The organism is Streptomyces sp. NPDC048370, from assembly GCF_043200825.1.
Classification (GTDB): Bacteria; Actinomycetota; Actinomycetes; order Streptomycetales; family Streptomycetaceae; genus Streptomyces.
Genome location: NZ_JBICYI010000008.1, coordinates 171,500 through 198,281, shown reverse-complemented (window position 1 = coordinate 198,281; position 26,782 = coordinate 171,500). Strand labels below are relative to the sequence as shown.

Annotated in this window: 28 protein-coding genes; 14 read left to right on the top strand and 14 right to left on the bottom strand. The window is 71.4% G+C overall.

The annotated features are described in order from the left end of the window. Positions 1-46: 46 nt before the first annotated feature. The 6 genes from ACGFYP_RS19730 (at position 47) to ACGFYP_RS19705 (ending at position 6,121) form a co-directional block, all read left to right on the top strand. A complete protein-coding gene (locus ACGFYP_RS19730; RefSeq protein ID WP_393495077.1) occupies positions 47-1,639 on the top strand; it encodes an ABC transporter ATP-binding protein in 1,593 nt (530 codons plus the stop codon). Next, positions 1,636-2,748: an ABC transporter permease gene (locus ACGFYP_RS19725; RefSeq protein ID WP_393494812.1), complete on the top strand. Its 1,113-nt coding sequence runs from the start codon at positions 1,636-1,638 to the stop codon at positions 2,746-2,748. Before ACGFYP_RS19730 ends, ACGFYP_RS19725 begins: the two co-directional genes overlap by 4 nt. Continuing rightward, the gene (locus ACGFYP_RS19720; RefSeq protein ID WP_361967556.1) at positions 2,745-4,034 is read left to right on the top strand and encodes an ABC transporter permease; all 1,290 of its coding nucleotides are present in this window, start codon (positions 2,745-2,747) and stop codon (positions 4,032-4,034) included. The genes ACGFYP_RS19725 and ACGFYP_RS19720 overlap by 4 nt, the downstream gene beginning before the upstream one ends. Beyond that, positions 4,031-4,435, top strand: a complete 405-nt coding sequence (locus ACGFYP_RS19715; RefSeq protein ID WP_393494808.1) for a cytidine deaminase — start codon at positions 4,031-4,033, stop codon at positions 4,433-4,435. Before ACGFYP_RS19720 ends, ACGFYP_RS19715 begins: the two co-directional genes overlap by 4 nt. A gap of 82 nt (positions 4,436-4,517) precedes the next feature. Next, positions 4,518-5,795: a thymidine phosphorylase gene (locus ACGFYP_RS19710; protein WP_393494805.1), complete on the top strand. Its 1,278-nt coding sequence runs from the start codon at positions 4,518-4,520 to the stop codon at positions 5,793-5,795. 53 nt (positions 5,796-5,848) lie between these two features. Further along, entirely contained in the window at positions 5,849-6,121 is a 273-nt protein-coding gene (locus ACGFYP_RS19705) for an STAS domain-containing protein (RefSeq protein ID WP_393494802.1), read from the top strand. A gap of 3 nt (positions 6,122-6,124) precedes the next feature. Here ACGFYP_RS19705 and ACGFYP_RS19700 read toward each other — a convergent pair whose 3' ends face one another. The 3 genes from ACGFYP_RS19700 to ACGFYP_RS19690 form a co-directional block, all read right to left on the bottom strand. After that, positions 6,125-7,099 carry a sigma-70 family RNA polymerase sigma factor gene (locus tag ACGFYP_RS19700; protein WP_393494799.1) on the bottom strand — a complete coding sequence of 325 codons (975 nt, stop codon included), beginning with the start codon at positions 7,097-7,099 and terminating at the stop codon, positions 6,125-6,127. Positions 7,100-7,180: 81 nt separating this feature from the next. Further along, on the bottom strand, positions 7,181-7,828 hold the full coding sequence (locus ACGFYP_RS19695; RefSeq protein ID WP_361967645.1) for a L,D-transpeptidase: 648 nt from the start codon (positions 7,826-7,828) through the stop codon (positions 7,181-7,183). A gap of 125 nt (positions 7,829-7,953) precedes the next feature. Next, positions 7,954-9,228, bottom strand: coding sequence for an MFS transporter (locus ACGFYP_RS19690; RefSeq protein ID WP_393494796.1), 1,275 nt, complete (start codon positions 9,226-9,228; stop codon positions 7,954-7,956). A 62-nt stretch (positions 9,229-9,290) separates the two neighbouring features. Here ACGFYP_RS19690 and ACGFYP_RS19685 point away from each other — a divergent pair, with 62 nt between their 5' ends. Beyond that, entirely contained in the window at positions 9,291-10,244 is a 954-nt protein-coding gene (locus ACGFYP_RS19685; protein WP_393494792.1) for a LysR family transcriptional regulator, read from the top strand. A gap of 210 nt (positions 10,245-10,454) precedes the next feature. Here ACGFYP_RS19685 and ACGFYP_RS19680 read toward each other — a convergent pair whose 3' ends face one another. Then, positions 10,455-11,231 (bottom strand): alpha/beta hydrolase, encoded by a 777-nt coding sequence (locus ACGFYP_RS19680; RefSeq protein ID WP_393494789.1) that lies wholly within the window; start codon positions 11,229-11,231, stop codon positions 10,455-10,457. A 115-nt stretch (positions 11,232-11,346) separates the two neighbouring features. On the opposite strand from ACGFYP_RS19680, the gene ACGFYP_RS19675 reads away from it, so the two are divergent. Together ACGFYP_RS19675 and ACGFYP_RS19670 are read left to right on the top strand one after the other, a co-directional pair. Beyond that, positions 11,347-12,501, top strand: coding sequence for an adenosine deaminase (locus ACGFYP_RS19675; RefSeq protein WP_393494786.1), 1,155 nt, complete (start codon positions 11,347-11,349; stop codon positions 12,499-12,501). Positions 12,502-12,679: 178 nt separating this feature from the next. Next, positions 12,680-13,033, top strand: a complete 354-nt coding sequence (locus ACGFYP_RS19670) for a hypothetical protein (RefSeq protein WP_393494783.1) — start codon at positions 12,680-12,682, stop codon at positions 13,031-13,033. A gap of 80 nt (positions 13,034-13,113) precedes the next feature. Here the strand turns inward: ACGFYP_RS19670 and ACGFYP_RS19665 are convergent, their stop codons facing one another. The 5 genes from ACGFYP_RS19665 to afsQ1 all read right to left on the bottom strand — a co-directional run bounded on the left by ACGFYP_RS19665 (position 13,114) and on the right by afsQ1 (position 16,909). Beyond that, a complete protein-coding gene (locus ACGFYP_RS19665; protein ID WP_361970216.1) occupies positions 13,114-13,314 on the bottom strand; it encodes a PspC domain-containing protein in 201 nt (66 codons plus the stop codon). A gap of 92 nt (positions 13,315-13,406) precedes the next feature. Further along, positions 13,407-13,994 carry a VanZ family protein gene (locus ACGFYP_RS19660; RefSeq protein ID WP_393494779.1) on the bottom strand — a complete coding sequence of 196 codons (588 nt, stop codon included), beginning with the start codon at positions 13,992-13,994 and terminating at the stop codon, positions 13,407-13,409. Between the two features lie 130 nt (positions 13,995-14,124). Then, positions 14,125-14,745, bottom strand: a complete 621-nt coding sequence (locus tag ACGFYP_RS19655) for a hypothetical protein (protein WP_361970213.1) — start codon at positions 14,743-14,745, stop codon at positions 14,125-14,127. Then, positions 14,742-16,223 (bottom strand): ATP-binding protein, encoded by a 1,482-nt coding sequence (locus ACGFYP_RS19650; protein ID WP_393495073.1) that lies wholly within the window; start codon positions 16,221-16,223, stop codon positions 14,742-14,744. Before ACGFYP_RS19650 ends, ACGFYP_RS19655 begins: the two co-directional genes overlap by 4 nt. Positions 16,224-16,231: 8 nt before the next feature. After that, a complete protein-coding gene (gene afsQ1 / locus ACGFYP_RS19645) occupies positions 16,232-16,909 on the bottom strand; it encodes a two-component system response regulator AfsQ1 (protein ID WP_181019089.1) in 678 nt (225 codons plus the stop codon). 160 nt (positions 16,910-17,069) lie between these two features. On the opposite strand from afsQ1, the gene ACGFYP_RS19640 reads away from it, so the two are divergent. Then, positions 17,070-17,795 carry a SigE family RNA polymerase sigma factor gene (locus ACGFYP_RS19640; protein WP_361970210.1) on the top strand — a complete coding sequence of 242 codons (726 nt, stop codon included), beginning with the start codon at positions 17,070-17,072 and terminating at the stop codon, positions 17,793-17,795. A gap of 138 nt (positions 17,796-17,933) precedes the next feature. Here ACGFYP_RS19640 and ACGFYP_RS19635 read toward each other — a convergent pair whose 3' ends face one another. Continuing rightward, a complete protein-coding gene (locus ACGFYP_RS19635; RefSeq protein ID WP_393494774.1) occupies positions 17,934-18,629 on the bottom strand; it encodes a uridine kinase in 696 nt (231 codons plus the stop codon). A gap of 54 nt (positions 18,630-18,683) precedes the next feature. Here ACGFYP_RS19635 and ACGFYP_RS19630 point away from each other — a divergent pair, with 54 nt between their 5' ends. Further along, entirely contained in the window at positions 18,684-19,070 is a 387-nt protein-coding gene (locus ACGFYP_RS19630) for a hypothetical protein (protein WP_361970204.1), read from the top strand. A gap of 68 nt (positions 19,071-19,138) precedes the next feature. Here ACGFYP_RS19630 and ACGFYP_RS19625 read toward each other — a convergent pair whose 3' ends face one another. From ACGFYP_RS19625 to deoC, 3 genes are read right to left on the bottom strand one after another with little or no spacing between them, the layout of a single operon-like run. Beyond that, the gene (locus ACGFYP_RS19625) at positions 19,139-20,032 is read right to left on the bottom strand and encodes an aldehyde dehydrogenase family protein (RefSeq protein WP_393494770.1); all 894 of its coding nucleotides are present in this window, start codon (positions 20,030-20,032) and stop codon (positions 19,139-19,141) included. Next, positions 20,025-21,461: an aldehyde dehydrogenase family protein gene (locus ACGFYP_RS19620; protein ID WP_393494767.1), complete on the bottom strand. Its 1,437-nt coding sequence runs from the start codon at positions 21,459-21,461 to the stop codon at positions 20,025-20,027. Before ACGFYP_RS19620 ends, ACGFYP_RS19625 begins: the two co-directional genes overlap by 8 nt. Positions 21,462-21,466: 5 nt before the next feature. After that, the gene (gene deoC / locus ACGFYP_RS19615; RefSeq protein WP_361970195.1) at positions 21,467-22,423 is read right to left on the bottom strand and encodes a deoxyribose-phosphate aldolase; all 957 of its coding nucleotides are present in this window, start codon (positions 22,421-22,423) and stop codon (positions 21,467-21,469) included. Between the two features lie 233 nt (positions 22,424-22,656). On the opposite strand from deoC, the gene ACGFYP_RS19610 reads away from it, so the two are divergent. The 3 genes from ACGFYP_RS19610 (at position 22,657) to ACGFYP_RS19600 (ending at position 25,465) form a co-directional block, all read left to right on the top strand. Continuing rightward, complete coding sequence (locus tag ACGFYP_RS19610; protein WP_393494763.1) at positions 22,657-24,024, top strand: hypothetical protein; 1,368 nt, start codon at positions 22,657-22,659, stop codon at positions 24,022-24,024. A gap of 144 nt (positions 24,025-24,168) precedes the next feature. Next, complete coding sequence (locus ACGFYP_RS19605) at positions 24,169-24,798, top strand: class F sortase (protein WP_393494760.1); 630 nt, start codon at positions 24,169-24,171, stop codon at positions 24,796-24,798. A 34-nt stretch (positions 24,799-24,832) separates the two neighbouring features. Continuing rightward, complete coding sequence (locus ACGFYP_RS19600) at positions 24,833-25,465, top strand: PH domain-containing protein (protein ID WP_393494757.1); 633 nt, start codon at positions 24,833-24,835, stop codon at positions 25,463-25,465. A gap of 105 nt (positions 25,466-25,570) precedes the next feature. On the opposite strand, the gene ACGFYP_RS19595 is transcribed toward ACGFYP_RS19600, so the two are convergent. Next, positions 25,571-26,761, bottom strand: coding sequence for a hypothetical protein (locus ACGFYP_RS19595; RefSeq protein ID WP_393494754.1), 1,191 nt, complete (start codon positions 26,759-26,761; stop codon positions 25,571-25,573). Positions 26,762-26,782: the final 21 nt, after the last annotated feature.

The window sequence follows — 26,782 nt, the reverse complement described above, 5'->3', positions numbered from 1 at the left end:
ACCGGCCTCATCCCCTCCTCACGCTCCCTGCCTAGGAGAGTGCGTCATCAAAGCCTCCAGCCCCAGCAGTCCGAACGCCGTAGAACTCCGCGGCATCACCAAGCGTTTCCCCGGCGTCGTGGCCAACCACGACATCGACATCACCGTGCGCCGCGGCACCGTGCACGCCCTCGTGGGCGAGAACGGCGCGGGCAAGTCGACCCTGATGAAGATCCTCTACGGCATGCAGAAGCCGGACGAGGGCACCATCACGGTCGACGGCGAGCAGGTGACGTTCCACAGCCCCGGCGATGCCATCGCCCGCGGCGTCGGCATGGTGCACCAGCACTTCATGCTCGCGGACAACCTCACCGTCCTCGAGAACGTCGTCCTCGGCTCCGAGAAGCTGTACGGCATCGGTGACAAGGCCCGCGCCAAGATCAAGGAGATCTCGGACGCCTACGGTCTCGGCATCCGCCCGAACGTCCTCGTCGAGGACCTCGGTGTGGCCGACCGCCAGCGCGTCGAGATCCTCAAGGTCCTCTACCGCGGCGCCCGCACCCTGATCCTCGACGAGCCGACCGCCGTGCTCGTCCCGCAGGAGGTCGACGCGCTCTTCGACAACCTGCGCGAGCTCAAGGCCGAGGGCCTGACGGTCATCTTCATCTCGCACAAGCTGGGCGAGGTCCTGTCGGTCGCCGACGAGATCACCGTCATCCGGCGCGGCACCACGGTCGGCACCGCCGACCCGAAGCACACCACCACCAAGCAGCTCGCCGAGCTGATGGTCGGCGCCGAGCTGCCCTCCCCGGAGACCCGCGAGTCGACCGTCACCGACGTGCCGATGCTGACGGTCCAGGACCTGTCGCTGAGCGCCGTCGACCCCGACGGCGTGGTCCGCGCGGTCCTCGGCGGCATCACCTTCACCATCCACAAGGGTGAGGTGCTCGGCATCGCCGGCGTCGAGGGCAACGGCCAGTCCGAGCTCGTCGACACGATCATGGGCATGCGCACCGCCGACCGCGGTGTGCTGACCCTGGACGGCGCCGACATCTCCGCCGCTCCGACGCGCAAGCGCCGCGAGGACGGCATCGGCTGCATCCCCGAGGACCGCCACCGGCACGGTCTGCTCCTGGAGGCCCCCCTCTGGGAGAACCGCATCCTCGGCCACGTCACCGAGAAGCCCAACTCCAAGGGCGCCATCCTCGACCTGAAGGCCGCCCGCAAGGACACCGAGCGGATCGTCCGCGAGTACGACGTCCGCACCCCCGGTATCGACGTCACCGCGGCCTCCCTCTCCGGCGGCAACCAGCAGAAGCTGATCGTCGGCCGCGAGATGAGCCACGACCCCAAGCTGCTGATCGCCGCGCACCCCACCCGGGGCGTGGACGTCGGCGCTCAGGCGCAGATCTGGGACCAGATCCGCGCGGCGCGCCGCGAGGGCCTCGCGGTGCTGCTGATCTCCGCCGACCTCGACGAGCTGATCGGCCTCTCCGACACCCTGCGCGTCATGTACCGCGGGCGTCTGGTCGCCGACGCCGATCCGGCGACCATCACCCCGGAGGAGCTCGGCTCGGCCATGACCGGCGCCGCCGCCGGTCACCTTGCGCACGATGAGAGCCCTGAGGGCACCGACGGCCCGGAGGACGAGGCCCGATGAAGAAGTTCGACAAGGAGCGGTTGCTCCTCGGCATCGCGGCACCGCTGCTCGCGATCGTCGCCGCCTTCCTGATCACCGCCCTGGTGCTCGCGGCCACCGGCAAGGAGCCGTTCAGCGCCTTCGGGATCATGTTCGACTACGGCATCAAGTCGGACAGCCAGGTCTACATCATCAACAAGGCGACGACGTACTACCTGGCGGGCATCGCGGTGGCCATCGGCTTCCGCATGAACCTGTTCAACATCGGTGTCGACGGCCAGTACCGTCTCGCCGCCTTCTTCGCCGCCGCCGTCGGTGGCGCGCTGACCCTGCCGGGGATCGTCCAGATCCCGCTGATCATCATCACCGCGATGATCGTCGGCGCCATGTGGGCGGGCATCGCCGGTCTCCTGAAGACCACCCGGGGTGTCAGCGAGGTCGTCTCCACGATCATGCTGAACTTCATCGCGACCTCGATCATCGCCTACCTCCTCCAGCCCGGCCGCCTCGGCCACCTGGACGCGGCCGGCACCAAGGTCGCCACCACCCCGCTCCCGGAGTCCTCGCACTTCTTCGAGTTCCCGACCACGCCGACCCCGATCTACGGCTTCGTCGTGATCGCGGTCATCGCGGGCCTCGGGTACTGGTTCACGCTCTCCCGCACCCGCTTCGGCTTCGACCTGCGCACGGTCGGCCAGTCCGACACGGCCGCCGCGGCCAGCGGTGTCAACGTGAAGAAGATGGTCGTCACCTCCATGCTGATCTCCGGCGCGATGGCCGGTCTGATCGGTATGCCGACGCTGCTCAACGACTCGTACGAGTTCGGCGGCGACTTCCCCGTCGGCATCGGCTTCACCGGTATCGCCATCGCCCTGCTCGGCCGCAACCACCCGATCGGCATCGCGCTCGCCGCGATCCTCTGGGCCTTCCTGGAGCGTGGCGGCCAGCAGCTGGAGTTCGAGGACTACGACCGGGAGATCGTCGGCGTCATGCAGGGCGTCATCGTCCTCTGCGTCGTCATCGCCTACGAAGTCGTCCGCCGCTACGGCCTCAAGCGCCAGCAGCGTCAGGTCGGCGAGAAGCTCGCGGCCCAGGCCCGTTCCAACGACTCGACGGAGGTGTCGGCGTGAGCGCCACGGCGACTTCCACCCCGCCGCCCGCCGCGCCCAAGGCGGCCGGTGGCAAGGGCGGCCGCACCCGCCTCTCCCTGCCCTGGATCCTGCTGATCGTGGCGGGCGGGCTCATCGCCCTCTCCGCCGTCCGGGTCATCACCGGGGCGCAGGACCTCACCTCGGCCGGCCAGATCAGCGCCGCGCTCTCCCTCGCCGTGCCGATCGGCCTCGCCGGTCTCGGCGGTCTGTGGGCCGAGCGCGCGGGCGTGGTCAACATCGGCCTCGAAGGCATGATGATCCTCGGCACCTTCTTCGGTGCCTGGGCCGGCTGGCAGACCAGCCCCTGGATCGGCATCCTCGCCGGCATCCTGGGCGGCATGTTCGGCGGTCTGCTGCACGCGGTCGCCACCGTCACCTTCGGCGTCGACCACATCATCTCCGGCATCGCGATCAACATCCTCGCGGTCGGCATCACCACGTACTTCGCCAAGCTGTGGTTCAACACCGGCGAGGCCGCGGCCAAGGGCGGCAGCCCCAAGCAGTCCCCGCCGGCCGAGGACATCACCTCGATCACCGTGCCAGGTCTCTCCGACTGGCTGGCCGACATCGAGAAGCACCACTGGTTCCTGATCTCGGACATCGCCGGCATCCTCGGCGGCCTGGTCACCAACCTGTCGCTGGTCACGATCCTCGCCGTGGTCCTGGTGATCGCCACGTTCTTCGTGCTGTGGAAGACCGCGTTCGGTCTGCGGCTGCGCTCCTGCGGCGAGAACCCGATCGCGGCCGAGTCCCTCGGCGTCAACGTCTACAAGTACAAGTACATCGCGGTGGTCGTCTCCGGCGGTCTCGCCGGCCTCGGCGGCGCGTTCCTGTCGCTGGTCACCTCGCACATCTACAACGAGGGCCAGACCGGTGGCCGCGGCTACATCGGCCTCGCGGCGATGATCTTCGGCAACTGGCGTCCGGGCGGTCTCGCCATGGGCGCGGGCCTGTTCGGCTTCGCCGACGCCCTCCAGCTGCGCAGCGGCGGCGAGTCCGTGCACGCGCTGCTCCTGCTGCTGGTCGCGGCCCTCGTGGCCATGGCCGCGTGGAAGGCGTACAAGAAGCGCTGGATCACCTCGTCCATCGCCATCGTCATCGGCGTCGGCGTCTTCATCTGGTACCTCGGTACGGACACGGTCCCGGTCGAGTTCGTCAGCGCCACGCCGTACGTGGTGACCCTGCTGGTGCTCTCGCTCTCCGCGCAGCGCCTGCGGATGCCCAAGGCGGACGGCATGCGCTACCGCAAGGGCGAGGGCAAGTGACCACGCCCGTCTCCGACGTCGACTGGGAGGCCCTGCGGGAGGAGGCCAGGGACGCGATGTCCCGTGCCTACGCCCCGTACTCGGGCTACCCGGTCGGCGCGGCCGCCCTGGTCGACGACGGGCGGACGGTCTCCGGCTGCAACGTGGAGAACGCCTCGTACGGCCTCGGGCTGTGCGCGGAGTGCGGGCTCGTCTCGCGGCTCCAGGCCACCGGCGGCGGCCGGCTGACCCACTTCGTCTGCGTGGACGGCGAGGGCGCGCCCCTGGTGCCGTGCGGACGGTGCAGGCAGCTGCTGTACGAGTTCGGCGGCCCCGAGCTCGTCCTGGAGACCCCGGCGGGCTTCGTCACGCTGGCCGACATGCTCCCGCAGGCCTTCGGCCCCGACCACCTCGCCAAGTAAGACCGCGGAGCGGCCCTTCCGGCACCATGGGAGGGCCGCTCTCTCCTCTTCCCCCTCTATGCGCGTAGAAAGAGGCACCACCATGGACGTCATCTCCGTCATCCGCACCAAGCGGGACAAGGGCGAGCTGAGCCCGGAGCAGATCGACTGGGTCATCGACGCCTACACCCGCGGCGTGGTCGCCGACGAGCAGATGTCCGCCCTGGCCATGGCCATCCTGCTCAACGGCATGAACCGCGCGGAGATCGCCCGCTGGACCGCCGCGATGATCGCGAGCGGCGAGCGCATGGACTTCTCCTCGCTCTCCCGCCCCACCTCGGACAAGCACTCCACCGGCGGCGTCGGCGACAAGATCACCCTCCCGCTCGCCCCGCTCGTCGCCGCCTGCGGCGCGGCCGTGCCGCAGCTCTCGGGCCGGGGCCTCGGCCACACCGGCGGCACGCTCGACAAGCTGGAGTCCATCCCCGGCTGGCGCGCCCTGCTCTCCAACGAGGAGATGCTGAACGTCCTGGACACGACCGGCGCGGTGATCTGCGCGGCGGGCGACGGCCTGGCGCCGGCCGACAAGAAGCTCTACGCGCTGCGCGACGTCACGGGCACCGTCGAGGCGATCCCGCTGATCGCGAGCTCGATCATGTCGAAGAAGATCGCCGAGGGCACGGGCTCCCTGGTCCTGGACGTGAAGGTCGGCTCCGGCGCGTTCATGAAGAACATCGAGGACGCCCGTGAACTGGCCTCGACGATGGTCGGCCTGGGCACGGACAGCGGTGTGAAGACGGTGGCCCTGCTCACCGACATGTCGACCCCGCTCGGCCTGACCGCGGGCAACGCCCTCGAGGTCCGCGAGTCCGTCGAGGTCCTCGCGGGCGGTGGCCCGGCGGACGTCGTCGAGCTGACGATCGCGCTCGCCCGCGAGATGCTCGACGCGGCCGGCATCAAGGACGCGGACCCGGCGAAGGCGCTGGCGGACGGCTCGGCGATGGACGTCTGGCGCCGCATGATCGCGGCCCAGGGCGGCGACCCGGACGCGACCCTCCCGGTCGCCCGCGAGCAGCACGTCGTGACGGCCCCGTCCTCGGGCGTCCTGACCCGCCTCGACGCGTACGACATCGGCATCGCGGCCTGGCGCCTCGGCGCGGGCCGCGCCCGCAAGGAGGACCCGGTCCAGGCGGGCGCGGGCGTCGAGCTCCACGCCAAGCCGGGCGACACGGTCACGGCGGGCCAGCCCCTGCTGACCCTCCACACGGACACCCCGGAGAAGTTCGACTACGCCCTCAAGTCCCTGGACGCCTCCTGGGACATCGCCCCGGCGGGCACGCAGTTCGTCCCGAACCCGATCGTCCTGGACCGCATCGCCTGAGCCACCGGCTGCACGCTCCGATGAGTTCCGGGCGTCGGACGGGTCTGACTGGTGTGGACACCAGTCAACCGCTCGAACTGACCCTGGCGGCCCGCGCCACCCCCGAGGAGGTGGCGCGGGTGTGCGCCCTGCTCGAAGGGGTCGCGCCCACCGACGTCATCTGTGACGTCGGTGGGCTCGTGCACGCCGACCTCGCCGCCGTCGACGCGCTCGCCCGGCTCCGGCTCACCGCGCGACGGCTCGGACACCGGCTGCGGTTCCGGGGCACCGGGCGCGAGCTGCGCCTCCTCCTCGACCTCGTCGGACTGACCGACACCGTCCTTTGAGGGTCAGCCCTCCAAGCGCTCCGGAAGGTCGAAGAGCGGGAACCACCGCTTGGTGTCCAGGAAGAAGTCCATCCCGCCGACCTTGCCGTCCCGCACCTCCAGGACGATCAGCGCCCACGGGCTGTACCCGCCCTCCGGGTCCGGGTGGTAGTGCGCGAACGCCGGCGAACCGTTCGCCACGGTCGGCACCAGCTTCGAGCCCCGGCAGACGTCGCCGACCCCGAGCATCCAGCCCACGATGTCGTCGTGGCCGCGCAGCCACAGGTCGTACGGCGGCATGGACATCGTCGCGTCCTCGTGCAGGAGCGCGGTCAGCGCCTTCATGTCGTACCCCTCGAAGGCCGCGACATAGCGCTCCAGGAGCTCCTTCTGCTCCTCGTCCAGCGGGTCCGCCGCGTCCGAGACCGCCGGTTCGTTCTCCGCGATCGTCGCGCGCGCCCGCTGGAGCGCGCTGTTGATCGAGGCGACCGAGGTGTCGAGGAGCTCGGCGACCTCGCTCGCCTTCCAGGCCAGGACCTCGCGGAGGATCAGTACGGCCCGCTGCTTCGGCGGCAGGTGCTGCAGGGCCGCGACGAACGCGAGCCGCACGGTCTCGCGGGACACCGCCGTCTCGGCCGGGTCGGCGACCGACGGCAGCACCCGCCCGTCCGGGACCGGCTCCAGCCAGGTGATCTCCGGCCGGGCGTTCAACTGCGCCTGGGCGACCGGCGTCGCGGCCGTCAGATCCATCGGCCGGGCCCGCTTGTTTCCCGCGTTCAGCGAGTCCAGGCAGACGTTCGTCGCGATGCGGTACAGCCAGGAGCGCAGGCTGGAGCGACCCTCGAAGGAGTCGATGGACCGCCAGGCGCGGACCATCGTGTCCTGCACGGCGTCCTCGGCCTCGAAGGACGAGCCGAGCATCCGGTAGCAGTAACCCGTCAGCTCCGTGCGGTACTTCTCCAGTTCGGAATGCCGGTCCTCGGTCGCCAGGTCACTCATGCGGTCCACCCCACTCGCCCCTCACCGGCACCGGTGCTGTGCCGATGAGGGGAAGCTACCGCAGCCCACTGACAGCCGGGGTCAGGTTCCCGGCTTCCGCCCGTAGACGTAGACGTCGTCGCCGTTCCTCAGCAGGTTCCAGTACGCCTTGGCGTCGGCCGGACGCATGTTGACGCAGCCGCCCGAGCCCGGCGGGTTCCACATGGACTTGGTGGTGGAGTGGAAGGCCTGGCCGCCGTCGAAGAACTGCGAGTACGGCATGGAGACGTGGTAGATCGTCGACCAGTGGTTGATGTTGCGCCAGTAGATCTTCTTGGCACCGGTACGGGTCTCGGTCCCGTCCTTGCCCGTACGGACCGGCACCGGGCCGTACTTCAGCTTCTTGCCGTCCTGGATCCAGGACAGCTGCCGCGTCAGGTCGACGCAGGCGATCCGGCCCTTGTTGGTCGGACACTTCCCGGCCTTGTTCGGGTTCTTCCCGGCCGCCTTCTGCTGCAGCATCGTGTTCATCGTCCGCCAGGTCAGCGGACCGGCGTACCCCATCGCCGGCGTGATGCCGTGCGTGCGCTGGAAGGACTGGATCGCCTTGCAGTCGGCGAGCGACTGCTTCCCGTCGGCCGTCCGGCCCAGGAACTTCTCGACCTGCTTCTGGTGCGGGCCCGTCGTCACGTTGCACGACGCGGCCTGAGCCGTACCCGAGCCGAGGGCGACCGTCAGCGGCACCACCATCGAGGTGATGCCGAGGACGATCCCGGCCCGCTTCCGTATTCCGTTCATGATCACCAACTCCCCCTAGGGTCCTAAGACTTAGGACGATCGGGGGAGTGGTCCGGTTGTACGGAATCGGCAGGGATTCAGTGCGCCGTACGCAGGCGGGGCCGCCGAGCCTCCGCCCTGGCCTCGACCCGGGCGCTGTGGGTGCCGTAGAGCGTGATCGACACGACGCCGAGGACCGCGACCAGGCCGAGGAGGACCGTGCCCGCCCAGCCGCCGGAGTGGAAGGCGATCGCGCCGAGCGTGCCGCCGACGCTGCTGCCGATGTAGTACGCGGACTGGTAGAGCGCCGAGGCCTGCGCCCGGCCGGTCTTCGCGGTCCGGCTCACCGAGGAGGAGGCGACCGCGTGCCCGGCGAAGAAGCCGGCCGTGATCAGGACCAGGCCCGCCAGGACGGCGGCGAGGTTGTCGGCGAGCGAGAGGAGCAGCCCGGCGGCGGTCGTGCCGACCGCGAGGTAGAGCGCCCCGCGCCGCCCGAGCCGGCCCACGAGGCGGCCGGCCGCGGCCGAGGAGACCGTACCGACGAGGTACACCAGGAAGATCGAGCCGATCACGCCCTGCGGGAGCGAGAACGGGGCCTCGACGAGCCGGTAGCCGATCACGGTGTAGACCGCGCCGAACACCGTCATGAACAGTGCGCCGATCGCGTACAGCCGCACGAGCAGCGGGTCGGAGAGGTGGGTGCGGACGGTGGCCGCGAGCGCCTTCGGGTTGAGCGAACCGGGCGTGAAGTGCCGCGCCTTCGGAATGAGGAGACGGAAGGCGACGGCGCAGGCCACGGCCATCAGGCCGACCGCGAGGAGCCCCGCGCGCCAGCCCCACATCTGGGCCACCCAGCCGGTGACGATGCGTCCGCTCATGCCGCCGATGGAGTTGCCCGCGACGAAGAGCCCGATCGCGGCGATCAGTGCCTTCGGCCGCACCTCCTCGGCCAGGAACGCCATCGCCGAGGCCGGCAGGCCCGCGAGCGCCGCGCCCTGGACGGCGCGCAGGGCGACCAGCCACTCCAGGCTCGGGGCGAAGGGGACGAGCAGTCCGACGGCGACGGCGACGGCGAGGGAGACGGTCATCATCCGGCGCCGGCCGAAGCGCTCGGACAGCGCGCTCATCGGGAGGACGAGGAGGGCGAGGGCGCCGGTCGCGGCGGAGACCGTCCAGGAGGCGGCGGAGGCGCCGGCCCCGAACTCGGCGGAGATCGCGGGGAGGAGGGCCTGGGTGGAGTAGAGGAGCGCGAAGGCGGCGAGACCTGCGGCGAAGAGCGCGAAGCTCATCCGGCGGTGGCCGGGGGCTCCGGGGGCGAGGCGGGTGTCGGCGGCCGTGCTGGTGGCGGCCGCCTTGGTACTGGCGGAAGGCATACATCGAACGTAGGACGATTCGTTTCATGCGTCCAATGCATGGAACTGCTGTAATCGTTCCCATGGTGCATGAGTACAGGTCACGGGGTCGGCTGTCACCGAGTAGTTACGAAGAAGACATGGGGCTGCTGCTCGCCCCACGGCTCGCGTACTTCGCGGCGGTGGCTCGGCACGAGCATGTGACGCGTGCGGCGGCGGAGATGGGCGTCCCCCAATCGACCCTGTCCCGGGCGATGGTCAGACTGGAACAGGACCTAGGGGTCTCTCTCTTCGCCCGCAAAGGCCGAACGGTCTCACTGACCCCGGCGGGCCGGACGTTCCTCGGCTCGGCCGAGCGGGCGCTCGCGGAGGTGGAGCGGGCGGCCGACTCCGTACGGGCCGACGCGGACCCGGCGGCGGGGCGGGTGGCGTTCGGTTTCCTGCACACGATGGGCTCGGAGACCGTACCGGCGCTGATCCGGGCCTTCCGGGTGGACCATCCCCGGATCCGTTTCACGCTCGTCCAGAACTACGGCGAGGCGATGATCGAGCGGCTGCGGGCCGGGGACCTCGACCTGTGCCTGACCTCCCCGGTCCCGGACGCCCCGGACCTGGTGGCCCGCCGCCTGGACGAGCAGCGCCTGCGCCTGGTCGTCCCCGACGACCACCGCCTGGCCTCCCGCAAGCGGGTCCGCCTGGCGGAGGCGGCCGACGAGACCTTCGTGACCCTGGAGCCCGGCTACGGGCTGCGGCGCATCACGGACGACCTGTGCGCCGAGGCCGGATTCACGCCGCGCGTCGCCTTCGAGGGCGAGGAGGCCGAGACCCTGCGCGGCCTGGTCGCGGCGGGCCTGGGCGTAGCCCTCCTCCCACCCCCGGCCGTCCCACGCCCCGGAGTCGTCGAACTCACGGTCACGGCCCCCCGCGCGGTCCGCGAAATCGGCGTCGCCTGGCTCGACGGCCACCCGGACACCGCCCCGGTAGCCGCCTTCAAAAAGTTCCTCCTCAGCAAACGAGGCAACCTCCTCCCGGAGTGACCCACCGGGGCGCCGGGGCCCTAGGTCGCGTCCGGAAAGTCTGGCCTGGCTCGCGACGCCCGGCACGCACGCTCGCCGCGTTGCCGAAATGCCCACGTAGCTCCGCTACGAGAGCATCCCGGCGCCTTGCGATCGCACGCACCGGACGCCGCGAGCCCCGCCCTTCGGGCGGACGACCATACTTTCCGGACACTCCCTGGGCCCCCGCCCCTACCGCCGCCGCGTCTGTCCGAAGCCCGCCGCCAGAGGCATCCGCAGGCCCAGGGGCGGTGGGGCCGCGAGGGCGTCGGCGAGGGGGCGGGCGTAGGGGTGGGCGAAGAGGGAGCCGAGGACGAAGTCGGCCGCCAGGGCGCGGATCTCGTCGCCGTACGCCCGCAGCGCGTGCCCGTCCGAGTGGACCTCGAAGCGGCACGTGTCGCGGTTCGCCTTCTTCGCCCGCTCCGCCATCCGGTACGACAGCTCCGGATCCGTCCGCGCGTCGGTCGTGCCGTGCACGATCAGGATCCGGCGCCCCACCAACTGCCGTACCGGCTCCGGCTCCGCCGCCACGTCGTCCTCCGGGAGCCACGGCGCGAGGGCGAGGACCGCGTCGACCGCCGGGTGCCCCGCCGCCCGCAACGCCGCCCGCGCGCCCATCCCGTGGCCGGCCAGACAGATCGGGACGTCGCCGTACCGGCGTACCGCCTCCGCCACCGCCCACGACGCGTCCGAGGCCAACGCCGCGTCCGTACCGTTCCAACCGCGCCCCCGGTACCGCACGACGTGCGCCACCAGACCTTCCCCGCGCCCCGCCCTGACGAGCCGTCGGCCCAGCGGCAGCAGCGCCGCGTGCGCCCTGACCGAAGCGCCCCGCGCGGACGCGACCTCCCCGTCAGGGAGGAGCAGGACCACACCGCCCACCGCCGTACCGGGGTGCGATGCGCCGACGGGCCGTCCGAGCCGGGGTGTCCGGCCTCCTGCGGCCCCTACGAGTGCGGAGTGCGCCATGGCAGAACAGTCTCAGAAGCCGAGGTGTACGCCATCCGTACGCGCGGTCACTGTTACGTATCGACAAGCGAGTTGAGGAGAGGCGCTCTACGCGCGTAGGGGCTAGAGTGCGGCAATGACGAGCCAGACCCACAGCGTCCCCACCGCGGACCAGATCCGGCGCGCCCCGAAGGTGCTCCTCCACGACCACCTCGACGGCGGACTGCGCCCCGGCACGATCATCGAACTCGCCCTCGCCCAGGGCTACGACGACCTCCCCGAGACCGAGCCCGACAAGCTCGGCATCTGGTTCCGCGAGGCCGCCGACTCGGGCTCCCTCGAACGGTATCTGGAGACCTTCGCGCACACCTGCGCCGTCATGCAGACCCGCGAGGCCCTCGTCCGGGTCGCCGCCGAGTGCGCGGTGGACCTCGCCGAGGACGGCGTCGTCTACGCGGAGGTGCGCTACGCCCCCGAGCAGCACCTGGAGGCCGGGCTCACCCTGGAAGAGGTCGTCGAGGCCGTCAACGAGGGCTTCCGCGAGGGCGAGCGGCAGGCCAGGGCGAGCGGCCACCGCATCCGGGTGGGCGCCCTGCTGACCGCCATGCGGCACGCCGCCCGCGCCCTGGAGATCGCCGAACTGGCCAACCGCTACCGCGACTCCGGCGTCGTCGGCTTCGACATCGCGGGCGCCGAGGCCGGTTACCCGCCCACCCGCCACCTCGACGCCTTCGAGTACCTCAAGCGGGAGAACAACCACTTCACCATCCACGCGGGCGAGGCCTTCGGGCTGCCGTCGATCTGGCAGGCCCTCCAGTGGTGCGGAGCCGACCGCCTCGGCCACGGCGTCCGCATCATCGACGACATCGAGGTCGCCGACGACGGCTCGGTGCGGCTCGGCCGGCTCGCCGCGTACGTACGGGACAAGCGCATCCCGCTGGAGATGTGCCCGACCTCCAACCTCCAGACCGGCGCGGCGGACTCCATCGCCGAGCACCCGATCGGTCTGCTCCGTCGGCTGCACTTCCGTGCGACCGTCAATACCGACAACCGGTTGATGAGCGGTACGAGCATGAGCCGGGAATTCGAGCTGCTGATCGATGCATTCGACTACACGCTCGACGACATGGCGTGGTTCACCGTCAATGCGATGAAATCAGCGTTCATTCCTTTCGATGAACGTCTCGCCATGATCAATGACGTCATCAAGCCCGGATATGCCGAGCTGAAGTCCGAATGGCTGTTCCAGCAGACCGCGACGACCAGCGAGTCTTCCGGACAGGCGGGCTGAGCGGGGGCTTCGGGAGGGGGCCGGGGCGGCCGGGGAACGTCTGACCGGCCGCCTTTCGGTGTTTGCGGGAGCGTCATCCGGTGGCTAAGTTGCAAAGCCGCTCTGCATTCCCCGAATTACCTGCTTTCCCTGCTTTCCCCGAAGCAAGATCCCCGAAATCCTCAAGGATGATTCTCTGATGAAGCAGTCTGCCGCCAAGACGCTCGGTGTCGCCGCTCTCGGTGCCGCTTTCGCCGCTGCCGCCGCCGGCACGGCCACCGCCGCCCCGGCGCTGCCCGCCGCCCCCGACGCGCTCGGCACGGTCACCTCGATCGTGCCGCTGGGTGACGGCCTCACCGAGCTCCCCGACGGCGCCGCCGAGTCCCTCCTGGGTGGCCAGGCCGCCGTGGACCAGGGCGCCAAGGCCCTCCCGGCCGCCGCGGGCCAGGCGCTGGAGCACGCGCCGCTCGACGGTGCCACCGGCGCGCTCGCCAACACCCCGGTCGGCGGCCTGCTCGGCGGCCTCCCGGTCGGCGGCCTGCCGATCGGCTGACCACCGCGCACGCACGCCGATGGGGCGCTCACCCGGACCGGGTGAGCGCCCCATCGGCGTACGTACGTCCGCGAGCCCTGCTACCAGGCGGCGCTCGCCGACTTCTCCGACGGGAGCAGCAGCCACAGCGCCAGGTACAGCAGGAACTGCGGACCCGGCAGCAGGCACGAGACGAGGAAGATGACCCGCATGGTGGTGGCCGAGGTGCCGAAGCGCCGTGCCAGCGCTGCGCACACTCCGCCGATCATGCGTCCGTCACGGGGGCGGGCAAGTGCGGCCATGGTGGGCTCCTTCGGGAGGGTCTTCCGGAAGCCGCTCCGTCGGGCTTCCGATGACTCCATACTCGCCCCGGCCGGGGGGACAAAGCGTCGGTCTACGGGGCGATCCCGACCCTGGGAATCGTCGGGGTAGGCCCCTGAGAACCCTCGTCCCGCAGCAGGGTCGAACCCCGACCCGGCCTGGTCCGCGAGGAGGACCCGCTCGTCCTCCCGTCCCGTGCCCGCCTCCGGCGCAGCCGCGCCCGCCCGGCGGGGACCACAAGGACGTGCGCGAGCGCCACCCCCGCGGTGTTCAGGAGCAGCGAGTCGATGTCCACGACCTGCCCGGGTACGGCGGTCTGCAGCAGCTCGACGGCGAGCGACACCAGCGCCCCGGCCGCGACCGTACGGGCCAGGGAGGCCCAGGGCGAGACATGGAGCCGTCCGTCGGCCATCGGGAGCAGGATCCCGAGCGGGGCCAGGAGCAGCATGCCCTCGCCGATCCGCCGGGCCGCCTCAACGGGGCCGAGCGCGAGATCCGCGCGGATCCCCGCGAGCGGGGTCAGGTTCGGCGCGGTCACCCAGGCCACGTCGCGTGGTCGGAGCGTCACCCAGGCGACGAGCAGCAGATGCGCGAGGAGGAGAGAGAACCCCACCACGCGTACGACCACGGCGGCACTGCCGCCCGAACCTTGACGCTGCACGCCCCCCAAGACGCGCCCCGTCCCGGAATCGGTTCCGCCGCAGAACGCCGAGGTGCAGAACGCCTCCGCCTCCGTACGGAACGGCTCCGTGCAGAACGCCTCCGTACAGAACCGCTCCGTACGGAACGGCTCAGGACGTCGACGGGCTCGGGAGGCCGAGCGTCGGGGCCGCCGACTCCGGGCGCTCGCGGAGCTCGGTCGTGCAGGCGTACCGGCGCGGGGGGTAGCGGCCAGGGCCGCCGAGGACCACGCTGTCCCCGCCCGCGCCCGCCGAGCTGTGCGCGAGGGTGCAGACGATCTGCGACAGCGCCGTCGGCGTCAGGTCCTCCGGCTGCCGGCTCAGCCGCAGCGTGTCCGCCGGGTCGCCCTGCTGCCCGCCGGTGACGACCAGCGGCCCCTTGACGGCCGTGGAGAACCCGGCCTCCCGCTCGCTCTCGGAGGGCTCGCCGAGCAGCTGCGCGAGCAGCGCCGACGCGGTGGTCACCGGGTTCCCGCTCGCCTTCTCCTGCGGCAGCGGCGACTGCCGGTCCACCGCCTCCAGCTGCGACCCGCACACCAGGTAGACCCGGACCGGCACGGCCGACGACCGGGCGGCGATCTCGTCGCCCGTGACGCTGCACGGCACCCGCGAGGGGCCGGGACCCGCGTCCACGGGCACCGACGTCGTCCTGATCCCGCACCCGGAGGTGAGCGCGGCCACGACCACGGCCGCGGCCACCACGCCCGTACGGACTGCTCTGCGGCGGCTCACAGCTCCTCCACCCCGTCCTGCTCGTCCTGCTCGTCGTCCTGCGGAAGCCGCAGGACGAACACCGCGCCGTCGCCGTCCGGCGAGTTCGCGGCGGTGATCGAACCGCCGTGGATCGCCGCGTTCTCCATGGCGATCGACAGGCCGAGACCACTGCCCTCCGACCGCGGCCGGGACGCGCTCGCCTTGTAGAAGCGGTCGAAGACGTGCGGCAGGACGTCCTCGGGGATGCCAGGGCCGTGGTCCCGTACGGCGATGACCAGCTCGCCGTCCTCCGTCCGCACCGACACCCGCACCGGCGAACCGCCGTGCTTGAGCGCGTTGCCGATGAGGTTGGCCAGGATCACGTCGAGCCGGCGCGGGTCGAGCCGCGCCATGATCCCGCGCTCGGCGTCCAGATCCACGGCGTCCAGCCAGGCACGGGCGTCGATGCACGCGGTGACCTGGTCGGCGACGTCGACGTCGTCGAGGACGAGACGGGCGGTGCCCGCGTCGAAGCGGGTCACCTCCATCAGGTTCTCCACCAGGTCGTTCAGCCGGCGCGTCTCGCTTACCACGAGCGCGACGGCCGGCGCGATCATCGGGTCGAGGTCGTCCTGCTCGTCCTCCAGGACCTCCGTCACGGCCGTCAGCGCCGTCAACGGCGTACGCAGCTCGTGGGACATGTCCGCGACGAAACGCCGACTGGACTCCTCCCGCGCGCTCATGTCGTCGACCTTCTTCTGCAAGGACTCGGCCGCGCTGTTGAACGTCCGTGACAGATCGGCCAGTTCGTCCGTGCCCGAGACCCGCAGCCGGGTGTCGAGCTTGCCCTCGCCGAGCTGCCTGGCCGCCTCGCCGAGCCGGTGCACGGGCCGCAGCACGGTCGTGGCCGCGGCCTGCGCGAGCAGCGCGGAGCCGACGAGCGCGAGCGCCGTCGCGATCCCCAACGACCAGGCGAGCGAGTTCAGATCCGCCCGCTCGGCCTCCAGGGACTTGAACATGTAGCCGGTCGGCCCGCCGCCGGTGATCCGCGTCCCGCCCACCAGGTACGGCGTCTGCCCGCGCTGCGTCCGCTGCCAGAACAGGTGGTACGGGCTGGTGTCGCCGTCCGTCGCGGGCCGCGCGGTGTCCACCGCCACCCGCAGCGAGTCCGGTACGTCGGCCAGCGTGAACGTGTCCGGGTTCGAGGCCCCGATGATCGGCTTGCCCTCGTCCCGTTCCCCGAGCAGCAGCACGCTGTACCCGGCGCTGCCGCTCGACATCTGCTCGGCGGTGCGCCGCAGATCCTCCTCGGTGGGACGCAGCGGGAGCGTCGCCGCCCGGTTCTGCATCTCCTGCCGGAAGTCGTTCAGCGCGCCGTCCTGCGTCCGCGTCAGCACCGCCTCGCGGTTCAGCCAGTACGCGATCCCGGACGCGGACACCGCGGCCGTGAGCGCGACGAGCGCGAAGACGACGACAAGCCGAAGCCGGAGGCTCGTGAAGCGCAGCCCGGCGAACATCGCTCTTCTCACGCAGGGACGTCCAGCCGGTAGCCCACGCCGCGCACGGTACGGATCAGGGTCGGCGAGGACGGCACGTCCTCCACCTTGGCGCGCAGCCGCTGGACACAGGCGTCCACGAGCCGCGAGTCGCCCAGGTAGTCGTGCTCCCAGACCAGGCGCAGCAACTGCTGGCGCGACAGGGCCTGTCCGGGCCTTCGGCTCAGTTCGAGGAGCAGCCGCAGCTCGGTCGGCGTGAGCTGCAGGTCCTCCCCGTTCTTCGTCACGGTCATCGCCGAACGGTCGATGACCAGCGAACCGAAGGTCGCCGAGTCGGTCGACTCCCGTTCGCCGCGCCGCAGTACGGCCCGGATCCGGGCGTCGAGCACCCGTCCCTGGACCGGCTTGACCACGTAGTCGTCGGCGCCGGACTCGAGTCCGACGACGACGTCGATGTCGTCACTGCGTGCGGTGAGCAGGATGATCGGCAGCTGGTCGGTGCGCCGGATGCGCCGGCACACCTCGAAGCCGTCGATGCCGGGCAGCATGACGTCCAGTACGACCAGGTCCGGACGCTGCTCCTTGAGCAGTTTCAGGCCGTCCTCTCCCGTCGCCGCGGTGGCCACTCGGTGGCCCTGGCGTGACAGGGAGAGTTCGAGGGCCGTGCGGATGGCGTCGTCGTCCTCGATCAGCAACAGGAAAGGCACGGACGTCATTCTGTCCCATGCGGCCACCGGAGTTCGACTGTGTGGCGGGACCCGCCCCTGTGACACGGCTGTGACAGTCGGCGGACACCTCGATGAAGTGGCCCGGGCAAGCTTCTTGGCACACGGACCGAAACGGACTCCAACCGACGGGGGGCGCGAAATGAACGCACTGCACAGCACCACCTCAAGCGCAGTTGTCACGCGTCTCCACGATGTCGTCGTGCGGAGTCCGGAGAAGTCCGGCGCGGTGAACGGACGGGGGTGCGTTCGAAGCGCCGGGCGTCAGCACAAGGCGGCCTACATGGTCGCCGTGGCTGACGGGGGAGCGGCGTACGGGGAGGTCAAGGGGGAGCGGCAGTCGGCGTCCGAGGCGGAATTCACCGCCTACGTCGCCGAGCGCCGCGCCTCCCTGTACGCCACCGCCTACCACCTGACCGGTGACCGGTTCGAGGCCGAGGACCTGCTGCAGAGCGCGCTGTTCTCGACGTACCGGGCCTGGGACCGGATCAGCGACAAGGCGGCGGTCGGCGGCTATCTGCGCCGCACCATGACGAACCTGCACATCAGCGCGTGGCGCCGGCGGAAGCTCAACGAGTACCCGACGGAGGAGCTGCCGGAGACGGCGGGTGACACGGACGCGATGCGCGGCACGGAGCTGCGCGCGGTCCTGTGGCAGGCCCTGGCCCGGCTGCCCGAGCTCCAGCGCACGATGCTGGTGCTGCGCTACTACGAGGGCCGTACGGATCCGGAGATCGCGGAGATCCTGGACATCAGTGTCGGCACGGTGAAGTCGAGCATCTGGCGCTCGCTGCGAAGGCTGCGCGAGGACGAGGTGCTGAGCTTCGGCCGTGACGAGGAGGAGTCCTTCGGCGAGCTGGTGGCCTGAAGGTACGGGGGAACACGGGGGAAAACGGGGGGAACGTACGGGGGTACGGGGGAAAAGGCGCGGGTCGTACAAGCCGGGGGAGCTTGTACGACCCGCGTCGCTTTTTCGCGTCACAGCTTGCGCGTCACCGCTTGCGCGTCAGCGCGCCACCGGAGTGCGGTGGCGGCCCGCCGCGGCCGCCGCGAGTCGGCCCAGGGCCTCCTGCTTGGCGCAGGGGTGGGCGCCCAGTTCCGTCTGGCGGGCCACGATGGCGCGCTCCGACCGCATCAGGCGCCAGCCCCGGCGGAGCAGGAACGGGACCGACTTGCGGCCCTCCTTGAGGTCGCGCAGGAGGCGGCGGCGGAACGTCGTCGAGGGGCGGCCGCGCAGACAGAGCGCGTCGGCGAGGACGCCGAGCTCCTGGCAGCGCTCCACGATCTCGGCCGCGAAGATCCCCTCCGCCACGAAGAGCGGGGTCCGGCCGATGTCGAGGGCGTCACGGTCCACGCGCGCGCTCGTGGAGAGGTCGTAGACCGGTACGGCGGTGCGTCCCGTGCGGCAGAGCTCCATGATCGCGGCGACGGCCACGTCGGCGTCCCAGGAGTCGGGGGAGTCCCAGTCGATGTCCGCGCTGCCCGCGACCAGCGGGAGCGTCGGGTCGTCGCCCTCCTTGTAGAAGTCGTCGAGGCGCAGGACCGGGAGGCCGGTGGTGGCGGCGAGGGACGACTTGCCGGAGCCTGAGGGGCCCGCGAGCAGGACGACACGAGTCGGGATCGGTTGGGAACTCACGGGACACCAGTGTGAACCATTCCCCCGGGCAGGGGACCCCCGAGGGAGGGGGTTGGTATCGAGCATCACACCTCAACTACGCTCGGTGTCTCAGTGATTACCCAACGTCGAAGGACTCTCATGGCGCGTCACAAGCAATCCAGGACCGCCCGTCGCGGCGCTCTGCTGAAGGCCGGGCTGACCGCGACGGCGGCCGGCGCGGCCGTGCTCGGTCTGGGCGCCTCCGCCCAGGCGGCCCCGCTGCCGCTGCCGGTCGACTCGCTCGTCGGCAGCGACGCCACGGCGGCCCTCGGGGCCACCGGCCACGCCGTGGGCCCGCTGACCAGCCTCCAGCTCGACCCGCTGGCGAACACCGGGGTCGACCCGCTCGACAACGGGATCGGCACCCAGGTCGCCGACTTCAAGCCCGTGGGCACCAACGTGGTGACGGACCACGTCACGAAGGGCGGCGGGCTCGACGACCTGCCGGTGGTCGGCGAGGTGACGGGGCTGCTCCCGACGACGTGAGCGGGCATGGGAAACGGCCCCCGGGCTCGCTGCCCGGGGGCCGTTCCCCATCGTCCTGAGTACCGGTCCTAGTACGAGGAGCCGCTCGCGCCGAGCGAACCCGTCGGGTGCCAGACCGTCTTCGTCTCCAGGAACGCCGTCAGGCGGTCCGTGCCCGGGGCGGCCGTGAAGTCCACCGGGCGGGGGCGCAGGACGCGCTTGAGGTTGTCCGCGGCCGCGATCTCCAGCTCGCGCGCCAGGTCCGTGTCCGCGCCCGTCAGGTCGATCGCGTTGACGTCCTGGTGGGCCGCCAGGTGCGGGCCCATCTCCGCGGCCTTGCCGGAGAGGATGTTGACCACGCCGCCCGGCAGGTCGGAGGTGGCGAGCACCTCGCCCAGGGAGAGGGCGGGGAGCGGGGACTTCTCGCTCGCGATCACCACGGCCGTGTTGCCCGTCGCGATCACCGGGGCGATCACGGAGACCAGGCCGAGGAAGGACGACTCCTGCGGCGCGACGACGGTGACCACACCCGTCGGCTCCGGGGTCGACAGGTTGAAGTACGGGCCCGCCACCGGGTTCGCACCGCCCACGACCTGGGCGATCTTGTCCGTCCAGCCCGCGTACCAGACCCAGCGGTCGATCGCCGCGTCGACGACGGCCGCCGCCTTGGACTTCGACAGGCCCTCCGCGTCCGCCACCTCGCGCACGAACTGCTCCCGGCGGCCCTCCAGCATCTCCGCGACGCGGTAGAGGACCTGGCCCCGGTTGTACGCCGTGGCGCCCGACCAGCCGCCGAACGCCTTGCGCGCCGCGACGACCGCGTCACGGGCGTCCTTGCGGGAGGAGAGCGGCACGTTCGCCAGCCACTTGCCCTTGGAGTCCGTCACCTCGTACACCCGGCCGCTCTCGGAGCGGGGGAACTTGCCCCCGACGTACAGCTTGTAGGTCTTGAAGACGTTCAGGCGCGTCTGCTGCTCAGACATCGAGGTAGGCCTCCAGACCGTGACGGCCACCCTCGCGGCCGAAGCCCGACTCCTTGTAGCCGCCGAAGGGCGAGGTCGGGTCGAACTTGTTGAACGTGTTGGCCCAGACGACGCCCGCACGGAGCTTGTTGGCCACGGCCAGGATGCGCGAGCCCTTCTCCGTCCAGATCCCCGCCGACAGGCCGTACTGGCTGTTGTTGGCCTTGGCGACCGCCTCGTCCGGCGTACGGAACGAAAGCACGGACAGGACCGGGCCGAAGATCTCGTCGCGGGCGATGGTGTGCGCCTGCGTGACGCCCGTGAAGAGCGTCGGGGCGAACCAGTAGCCGGCGGACGGGATCTCGCAGGCCGCCGTCCAGCGCTCGGCGCCCTCGGCCTCGCCCCGCTCGACCAGCGAGGTGATGCGGGCCAGCTGCTCGGAGGAGTTGATGGCGCCGATGTCGGTGTTCTTGTCGAGCGGGTCGCCGAGACGGAGGGTGTTCAGGCGGCGCTTCAGGGAGTCGAGGAGCTCGTCCTGGATCGACTCCTGGACCAGGAGGCGCGAGCCCGCGCAGCAGACCTGGCCCTGGTTGAAGAAGATGCCGTTGACGATGCCCTCGACGGCCTGGTCGATGGGTGCGTCGTCGAAGACGATGTTCGCGCCCTTGCCGCCCAGCTCCAGGGTGACCTTCTTGTGCGTGCCGGCGACGGAGCGGGCGATCGACTTGCCGACCGCGGTCGAGCCGGTGAAGGCGACCTTGTTCACGTCCGGGTGCTCGACGAGCGCGGCGCCCGCGTCCCCGTAACCGGGAAGGATGTTGACGACACCCTTCGGCAGCCCGGCCTGGCGGCAGATGTCCGCGAAGAACAGGGCGGAGAGCGGGGTCGTCTCGGCGGGCTTCAGGACGACCGTGTTGCCCGTCGCGAGCGCCGGGGCGATCTTCCACGCCAGCATCAGGAGGGGGAAGTTCCACGGGATGACCTGGCCGGCCACGCCCAGCGGGCGCGGGTTCGCGCCGTACCCCGCGTGGTCGAGCTTGTCGGCCCAGCCCGCGTAGTAGAAGAAGTGCGCGGCGACCAGCGGGAGGTCCGCGTCGCGGGTCTCCTTGATCGGCTTGCCGTTGTCCAGGGTCTCCAGGACGGCCAGCTCGCGGCTGCGCTCCTGGATGATCCGGGCGATACGGAAGAGGTACTTGGCGCGCTCGGAGCCGGGCAGCGCCGACCACTTCTCGAAGGCCTTGCGGGCCGCCTTCACCGCGCGGTCGACGTCCTCGGTGCCCGCCTGGGCGACCTCGGCGAGGACCTCCTCGGTGGCGGGGGAGACGGTCTTGAAGACCTTGCCGTCGGCCGCCTCGACGAACTCGCCGTCGATGAACAGGCCGTAGGAGGGAGCGATGTCGACGACGGACCGGGACTCGGGCGCCGGTGCGTACTCGAATGCAGATGCCATGATGATCAGTCCACCGTCACGTAATCGGGGCCGGAGTAGCGGCCGGTCGCCAGCTTCTGACGCTGCATGAGCAGGTCGTTCAGCAGGCTGGAGGCACCGAAGCGGAACCAGTGGTTGTCCAGCCAGTCCTCGCCGACGGTCTCGTTGACCAGGACCAGGAACTTGATGGCTTCCTTGGTGTTGCGGATGCCGCCGGCCGGCTTCACGCCGATCTGGACGCCGGTCTGCGCGCGGAAGTCGCGCACCGCCTCCAGCATCAGGAGCGTGTTGGCCGGGGTGGCGTTGACCGCGACCTTGCCGGTCGAGGTCTTGATGAAGTCGGCGCCCGCCATCATGCCGAGCCAGGAGGCGCGGCGGATGTTGTCGTACGTGGAGAGCTCGCCGGTCTCGAAGATGACCTTCAGGCGCGCGGCGCCCGAGGCCTCCTTCACGGCCTGGATCTCCTCGTAGACCTTGAGGTACTTCCCCGCGAGGAAGGCGCCCCGGTCGATCACCATGTCGATCTCGTCGGCCCCGGCGGCGACGGCGTCGCGGGTGTCCGCGAGCTTCACGTCGAGCGCGGCACGGCCGGCCGGGAAGGCGGTGGCGACGGAGGCGACCTTGACGTCGGAGCCCTTCAGGGCGGCCTTGGCGGTGGCCACCATGTCGGGGTAGACGCAGACCGCGGCGGTCGACGGGGTCGTACGGTCGGTCGGATCGGGATTGACGGCCTTGGCGGCGAGCGCCCGGACCTTGCCCGGGGTGTCCGCGCCTTCGAGCGTCGTCAGGTCGATCATGGAAATGGCCAGGTCAATGGCGTAGGCCTTGGCCGTGGTCTTGATCGAGCGGGTGCCGAGGGACGCGGCGCGCGCCTCCAGGCCGACGGCGTCGACGCCGGGCAGCCCGTGGAGGAAGCGGCGCAGCGCACTGTCGGACGCGGTCGCGTCGGCGAAAGCGGAAGCTGCGGATGCAGTGGTGGGCATGGTCACCAGTCGAGCATATCTACGCGCGTAGCGGCCTGTACAGCCCCGCACTTCAGGCAGGGGATTCGTGACCTCTGTCACGGCGCTGTGACATGGAACGGACAGCTCCCGCATACAAGATCACTAAATTCTTTCTCAGCAGCCAGCCAGAACTCACCGGCCCCGACCGAACGAGATGTCAGCGGCATGCGGCTCTTCCTCACCCGACCTGTTTCTGATTCACAGGAGTCGTTATGCGCACCGCCCTTCGCACCGCCGTCGCCACCGCACTCGTCGCGGGTGTCGCCCTCACCACCCCGGCCCTCACCGCCGGAACCGCCTTCGCCGCCGACGCGAAGCCGGCGACCGGCGCGCGGACCGCCGACGCCCCGGGCACTCTCGTTCGTACGGAGACCCTCCCCGGCGGCACCATCGCCAAGATCTACAAGCTGGGCGCGGTCCACCACCGGGCCGAGCTCTTCTTCGAGGGCAACCCCGTCGGTGTGCTCGACGCCAACAGCCGCCCCGTCGCCGGGAACGACAACGGCACCTTCTTCGTCCTCTTCGAGGACGGCCGCACGCTGTCCTGGGTGGGCAACTACCTCCCGGGCGCCAAGCCCGGCGTCTACAAGCTCGCCGACGGCACCGTCCTCGAACTCGCCAAGAAGGACGGCCGCTACGGCCTCCAGGTGATCGAGAACGGCAAGGGGCGCGGTTTCACCTACCTGAACGGTTCCCGGCAGGTCTGGACGTACGGCAAGGCCGTGGTCGTCCTGGAGGAGGACGGCGGATTCGCCGCGTACATCCCCGGCTCCAAGGCCCAGGCGGCCCCGGCGCCCGTGGGCACGGGCACCCCCGGCGGAGAGCACATCGGCACCCGCAAGCTGGCCGACGGCACGGTGGGCGAGCTGTGGCGCAAGGCCAAGGGCCACTACACGCTGGTGCTGAAGACCGCGGCCGGCAAGCCGCGCGGCAGCATCAGCGCCGGTGGCCCCGGGGGCAAGGCGGAGAAGGGTGCGCAGTTCGGCGAGATGTGGGTGACCCTCGACAACAAGGGTCAGGTGGGCTCCTGGCTCAACCGGAACCTGGGCACCGACTACAACGACCGCACCAAGGGCTGCACCGTCACCCGGTACAGCGGTTCCGCCTTCGACGAGCTCAGCCTGGAGCTCGTCAACAGCCCCTCGGGCCCGCTCGCCCGGATCTTCCACGACGACGAGGGCAAGGTCCTGGCGACCCTCACCAACACGAAGTCGACCGCCCTCGCCGACGGTGTGTGGCTGTCGCAGATGCCCGGCGCGAAGAAGCCGTTCGTGCAGATGCGCACCAGCGAGCCCGACGCGCTCTTCACCCTGGACTTCCCCGACCTGCCGAAGGGCTGCGAGGACGGCACCCCCGGCACCGAGCCGACCACGCCCGCCACGACCGCGCCGGCCCCCGGCAACACCTCGGGCCAGACCACCGTCGTCCCGCAGGGCGGGGTCGCCGCCGGTGCGGAGATCGGGAGCGTGGAGAGCGGCAACGACACGGCGCTGATGGCCTCCGGCCTGGGAGCGGCCTCGGTCGTCGCGGCCGGTCTCGGCTTCACCGTCCTGCGCCGCCGCGCGGCGGCCCGCGGCTGACCACCGACGCACCCCCCTGCCCCTTCGATCCGGGCAGGAGCACCACCCCTGCCCCTTGACCCGAGCAGGAGCATCACCCCACCCCGGGCCGGCCGCCGCACACCCCGTGCGGCGGCCGGCCGCATCCCCGCCCGGAGCCGCCCCGTGAACCGCCGCCGTACCGCACCGGCCCTGCTCGTCCTCGCCGCCCTGACCGCCCTGACCGCGCTCACCGGGTGCGCCGGCGGCGGCGCCGGCGCACCCGCCACCGCCGTGCCGCCCGCGAAGGTCGTGGAGACCGCCTCGCCCGCGCCGGCCGCGTCCGCCGCCCCGCTGCCGCGCTCCAAGCCGGTCCGCGTGCGGGTGCCGGCCGCCGGGGTCGACACCGGGCCCGTGCTCGAGCTCGGGCTCGCCGGTGACGGGACCGTCGAGGTGCCCTCCGAGGCCGACGCCGAGCGCATCGGCTGGTACGACAAGGGCGTCACCCCGGGTCAGACCGGCCCCGCGATCCTGATCGGGCACTTCGACACGGCCCGCGGGCCCGCCGTGCTCAAGAACGTCGCGAAGGTCCGCGTCGGCGACGAGATCACCGTCACCCGCGCCGACGGCACCGACGCCGTCTTCCGCGTGCGCGAGCTGGAGCAGGTCGACAAGAAGGCCTTCCCGACGCGGAAGGTCTACGGGGACACCACCAGGCCCGAGCTGCGGCTCATCACCTGCGGGGGAGAGCTGGTCGACGGCCACCGCCCCGACAACATCATTCTCTACGCCGATCTGGTCACCCGAGCCGCCTGAGCCGACCGGCGGGGGCTGAGGCAGAATCGGCACCATGACGAGCCCCCAGCCGCCCGCCGAGCCGGCCTACGCCGACCGTGTCTTCCGTTCGCCCCTCGGGATCGCCGGCGGTGTCCTGCTGATCGGTCTGACCGCGTGGTTCTGCGTCGACGCGATGGTCCGGGGCACCGGGCGCACGCCGTGGCTGGCCCTCGCGAGTCTGCTGCTCGTCGTGCCGCTCGTGGTGGCGTTCACGATCCGCCCGGCCGTGTACGCCAACGAGGACCGGCTGCGGGTCCGTAACCCCTTCCGGTACATCACGCTGCCCTGGGCCTCGGTGGCCGACGTCAGGGCCGGGTACTCCAGCGAGGTCCTCGTCAAGGGCGGGGGCAAGTTCCAGCTCTGGGCCGTGCCCGTCTCGCTGCGGCAGCGCAAGCGCGTGGCCCGGGCGCAGGCGCGTGCCTCCCAGGACGATCCGCACGGCCGGACGTCCGTCAACGCGCGCGTGGACGACCGGGACCGGCTCGCCCCGGCCGACCGGACCATCGCGGACCTGCGCGAACTGGCGGAGCGCTGCGCGAACCGTCCGGAGGCACAGGGGGAGCCGCAGGTGCGCTGGGCGTACGAGATCATCGCGCCGGCGGCGGCGGGGCTCGTCCTGCTGGTGATCCTGCTCGCGACCGGCTGAGGCCGGCCCGAACACGGCCCGACGGAGGCGATGTTCGGCTCCCCACAGGACTCCCGTACCGCCGACTACGTCAACGGCCGCTTCGGGTAGGGGTGGAACGGCGCGTCACGGCGCGCCCCGCCACACCAGCAGCATGTACGCGCCGAGCCACGCCGAGGACAGCGCCGCCCCGCCGAGCACCAGGGCGGCGACGTGGCGGCGCGCCCGGGCGACCGCGAGCGCGAGCGGGAGCAGCAGCGGGAAGCCGGGCAGCAGGAAGCGGGCGCGCGGGAAGTACACGCCGCCGCTGCCCAGGACCACGAGCAGCAGCACGCCCGCGAAGACGAGCAGCGGCAGCGGTTGCCGGTCGGCCACGCAGAGCGCGAACAGCGCGGTGGAGCCGATCAGGACGAGCGAGACCATGACCAGGAACAGCTGCGGGTCCTGGGTGTACACGAGCTGTCTGCGCAGCTGACGGAGTGTCACCGTGCCGCCGTCCCACGCGTTGCCCCAGGACTCCTGCACCGCGAAGTACCCGTCCCAGCGGCCCAGGCGCAGCCCCACCCAGCCCACGTACCCCACCCAGCCCAGGGGAGCGGCCAGGGCGGCGGCGAGCGCCGGGCGGCTGCCGCGCCGCGCGGCCAGCAGCCCGGCCACCGTCACCGCCGCGGCGACCGCGATCCCGGTCGGCCGGGTGAGACCCGCCGCCACCGCGAGCCCCGCGGCCCAGGCCCAACGCCCGTCCAGGACCGCGTACAGCGCCCAGGCGGCCAGCGCCGTGAACAGCGACTCCGTGTACCCCATCCACTGGACGACGGCGACCGGCAGCGCGCCCCACAGCACCGCGAGGACCGTGCCCACCCGGCGCCCGTACAGCCGGTCGCCGACCGCGAAGATCCCCCAGGCGGCGGCCACCGAGCAGAGCACGGCGAGGACCAGGGCGACGGAGGCGCGCGAGCCGGGCGTGACCGCCGCGACCGCCTTGACCAGGGCGGGGAAGAGCGGGAAGAACGCCATCGGCCGGTGGCTGCCGGGCGGTTCGCCGGGCGGCCCGGGCTCGTACCCGTGGTCGGCGATCGCGAGGTACCAGCGGGAGTCCCAGTCCGTCGCGAGCTGCGGCCAGATCCCGTGGCCCCGCAGATGCGCCCAGCGGCCGAGCACGAACAGCCCGAGGAGCCGTACGGCCAGATGTCCGACGAGCGCGGGTGCCGCGTGGCGCACCGTGCCGCGCACCCGCTTCGGAAGCCGGACGCCGGGCGGGGACGGCGGCCGCCGGGAGGCGGGAACGGTCGGTCGGACGGTCAGGACCGGGGGCACTGCGGCGGCTCCAGGGAGGCT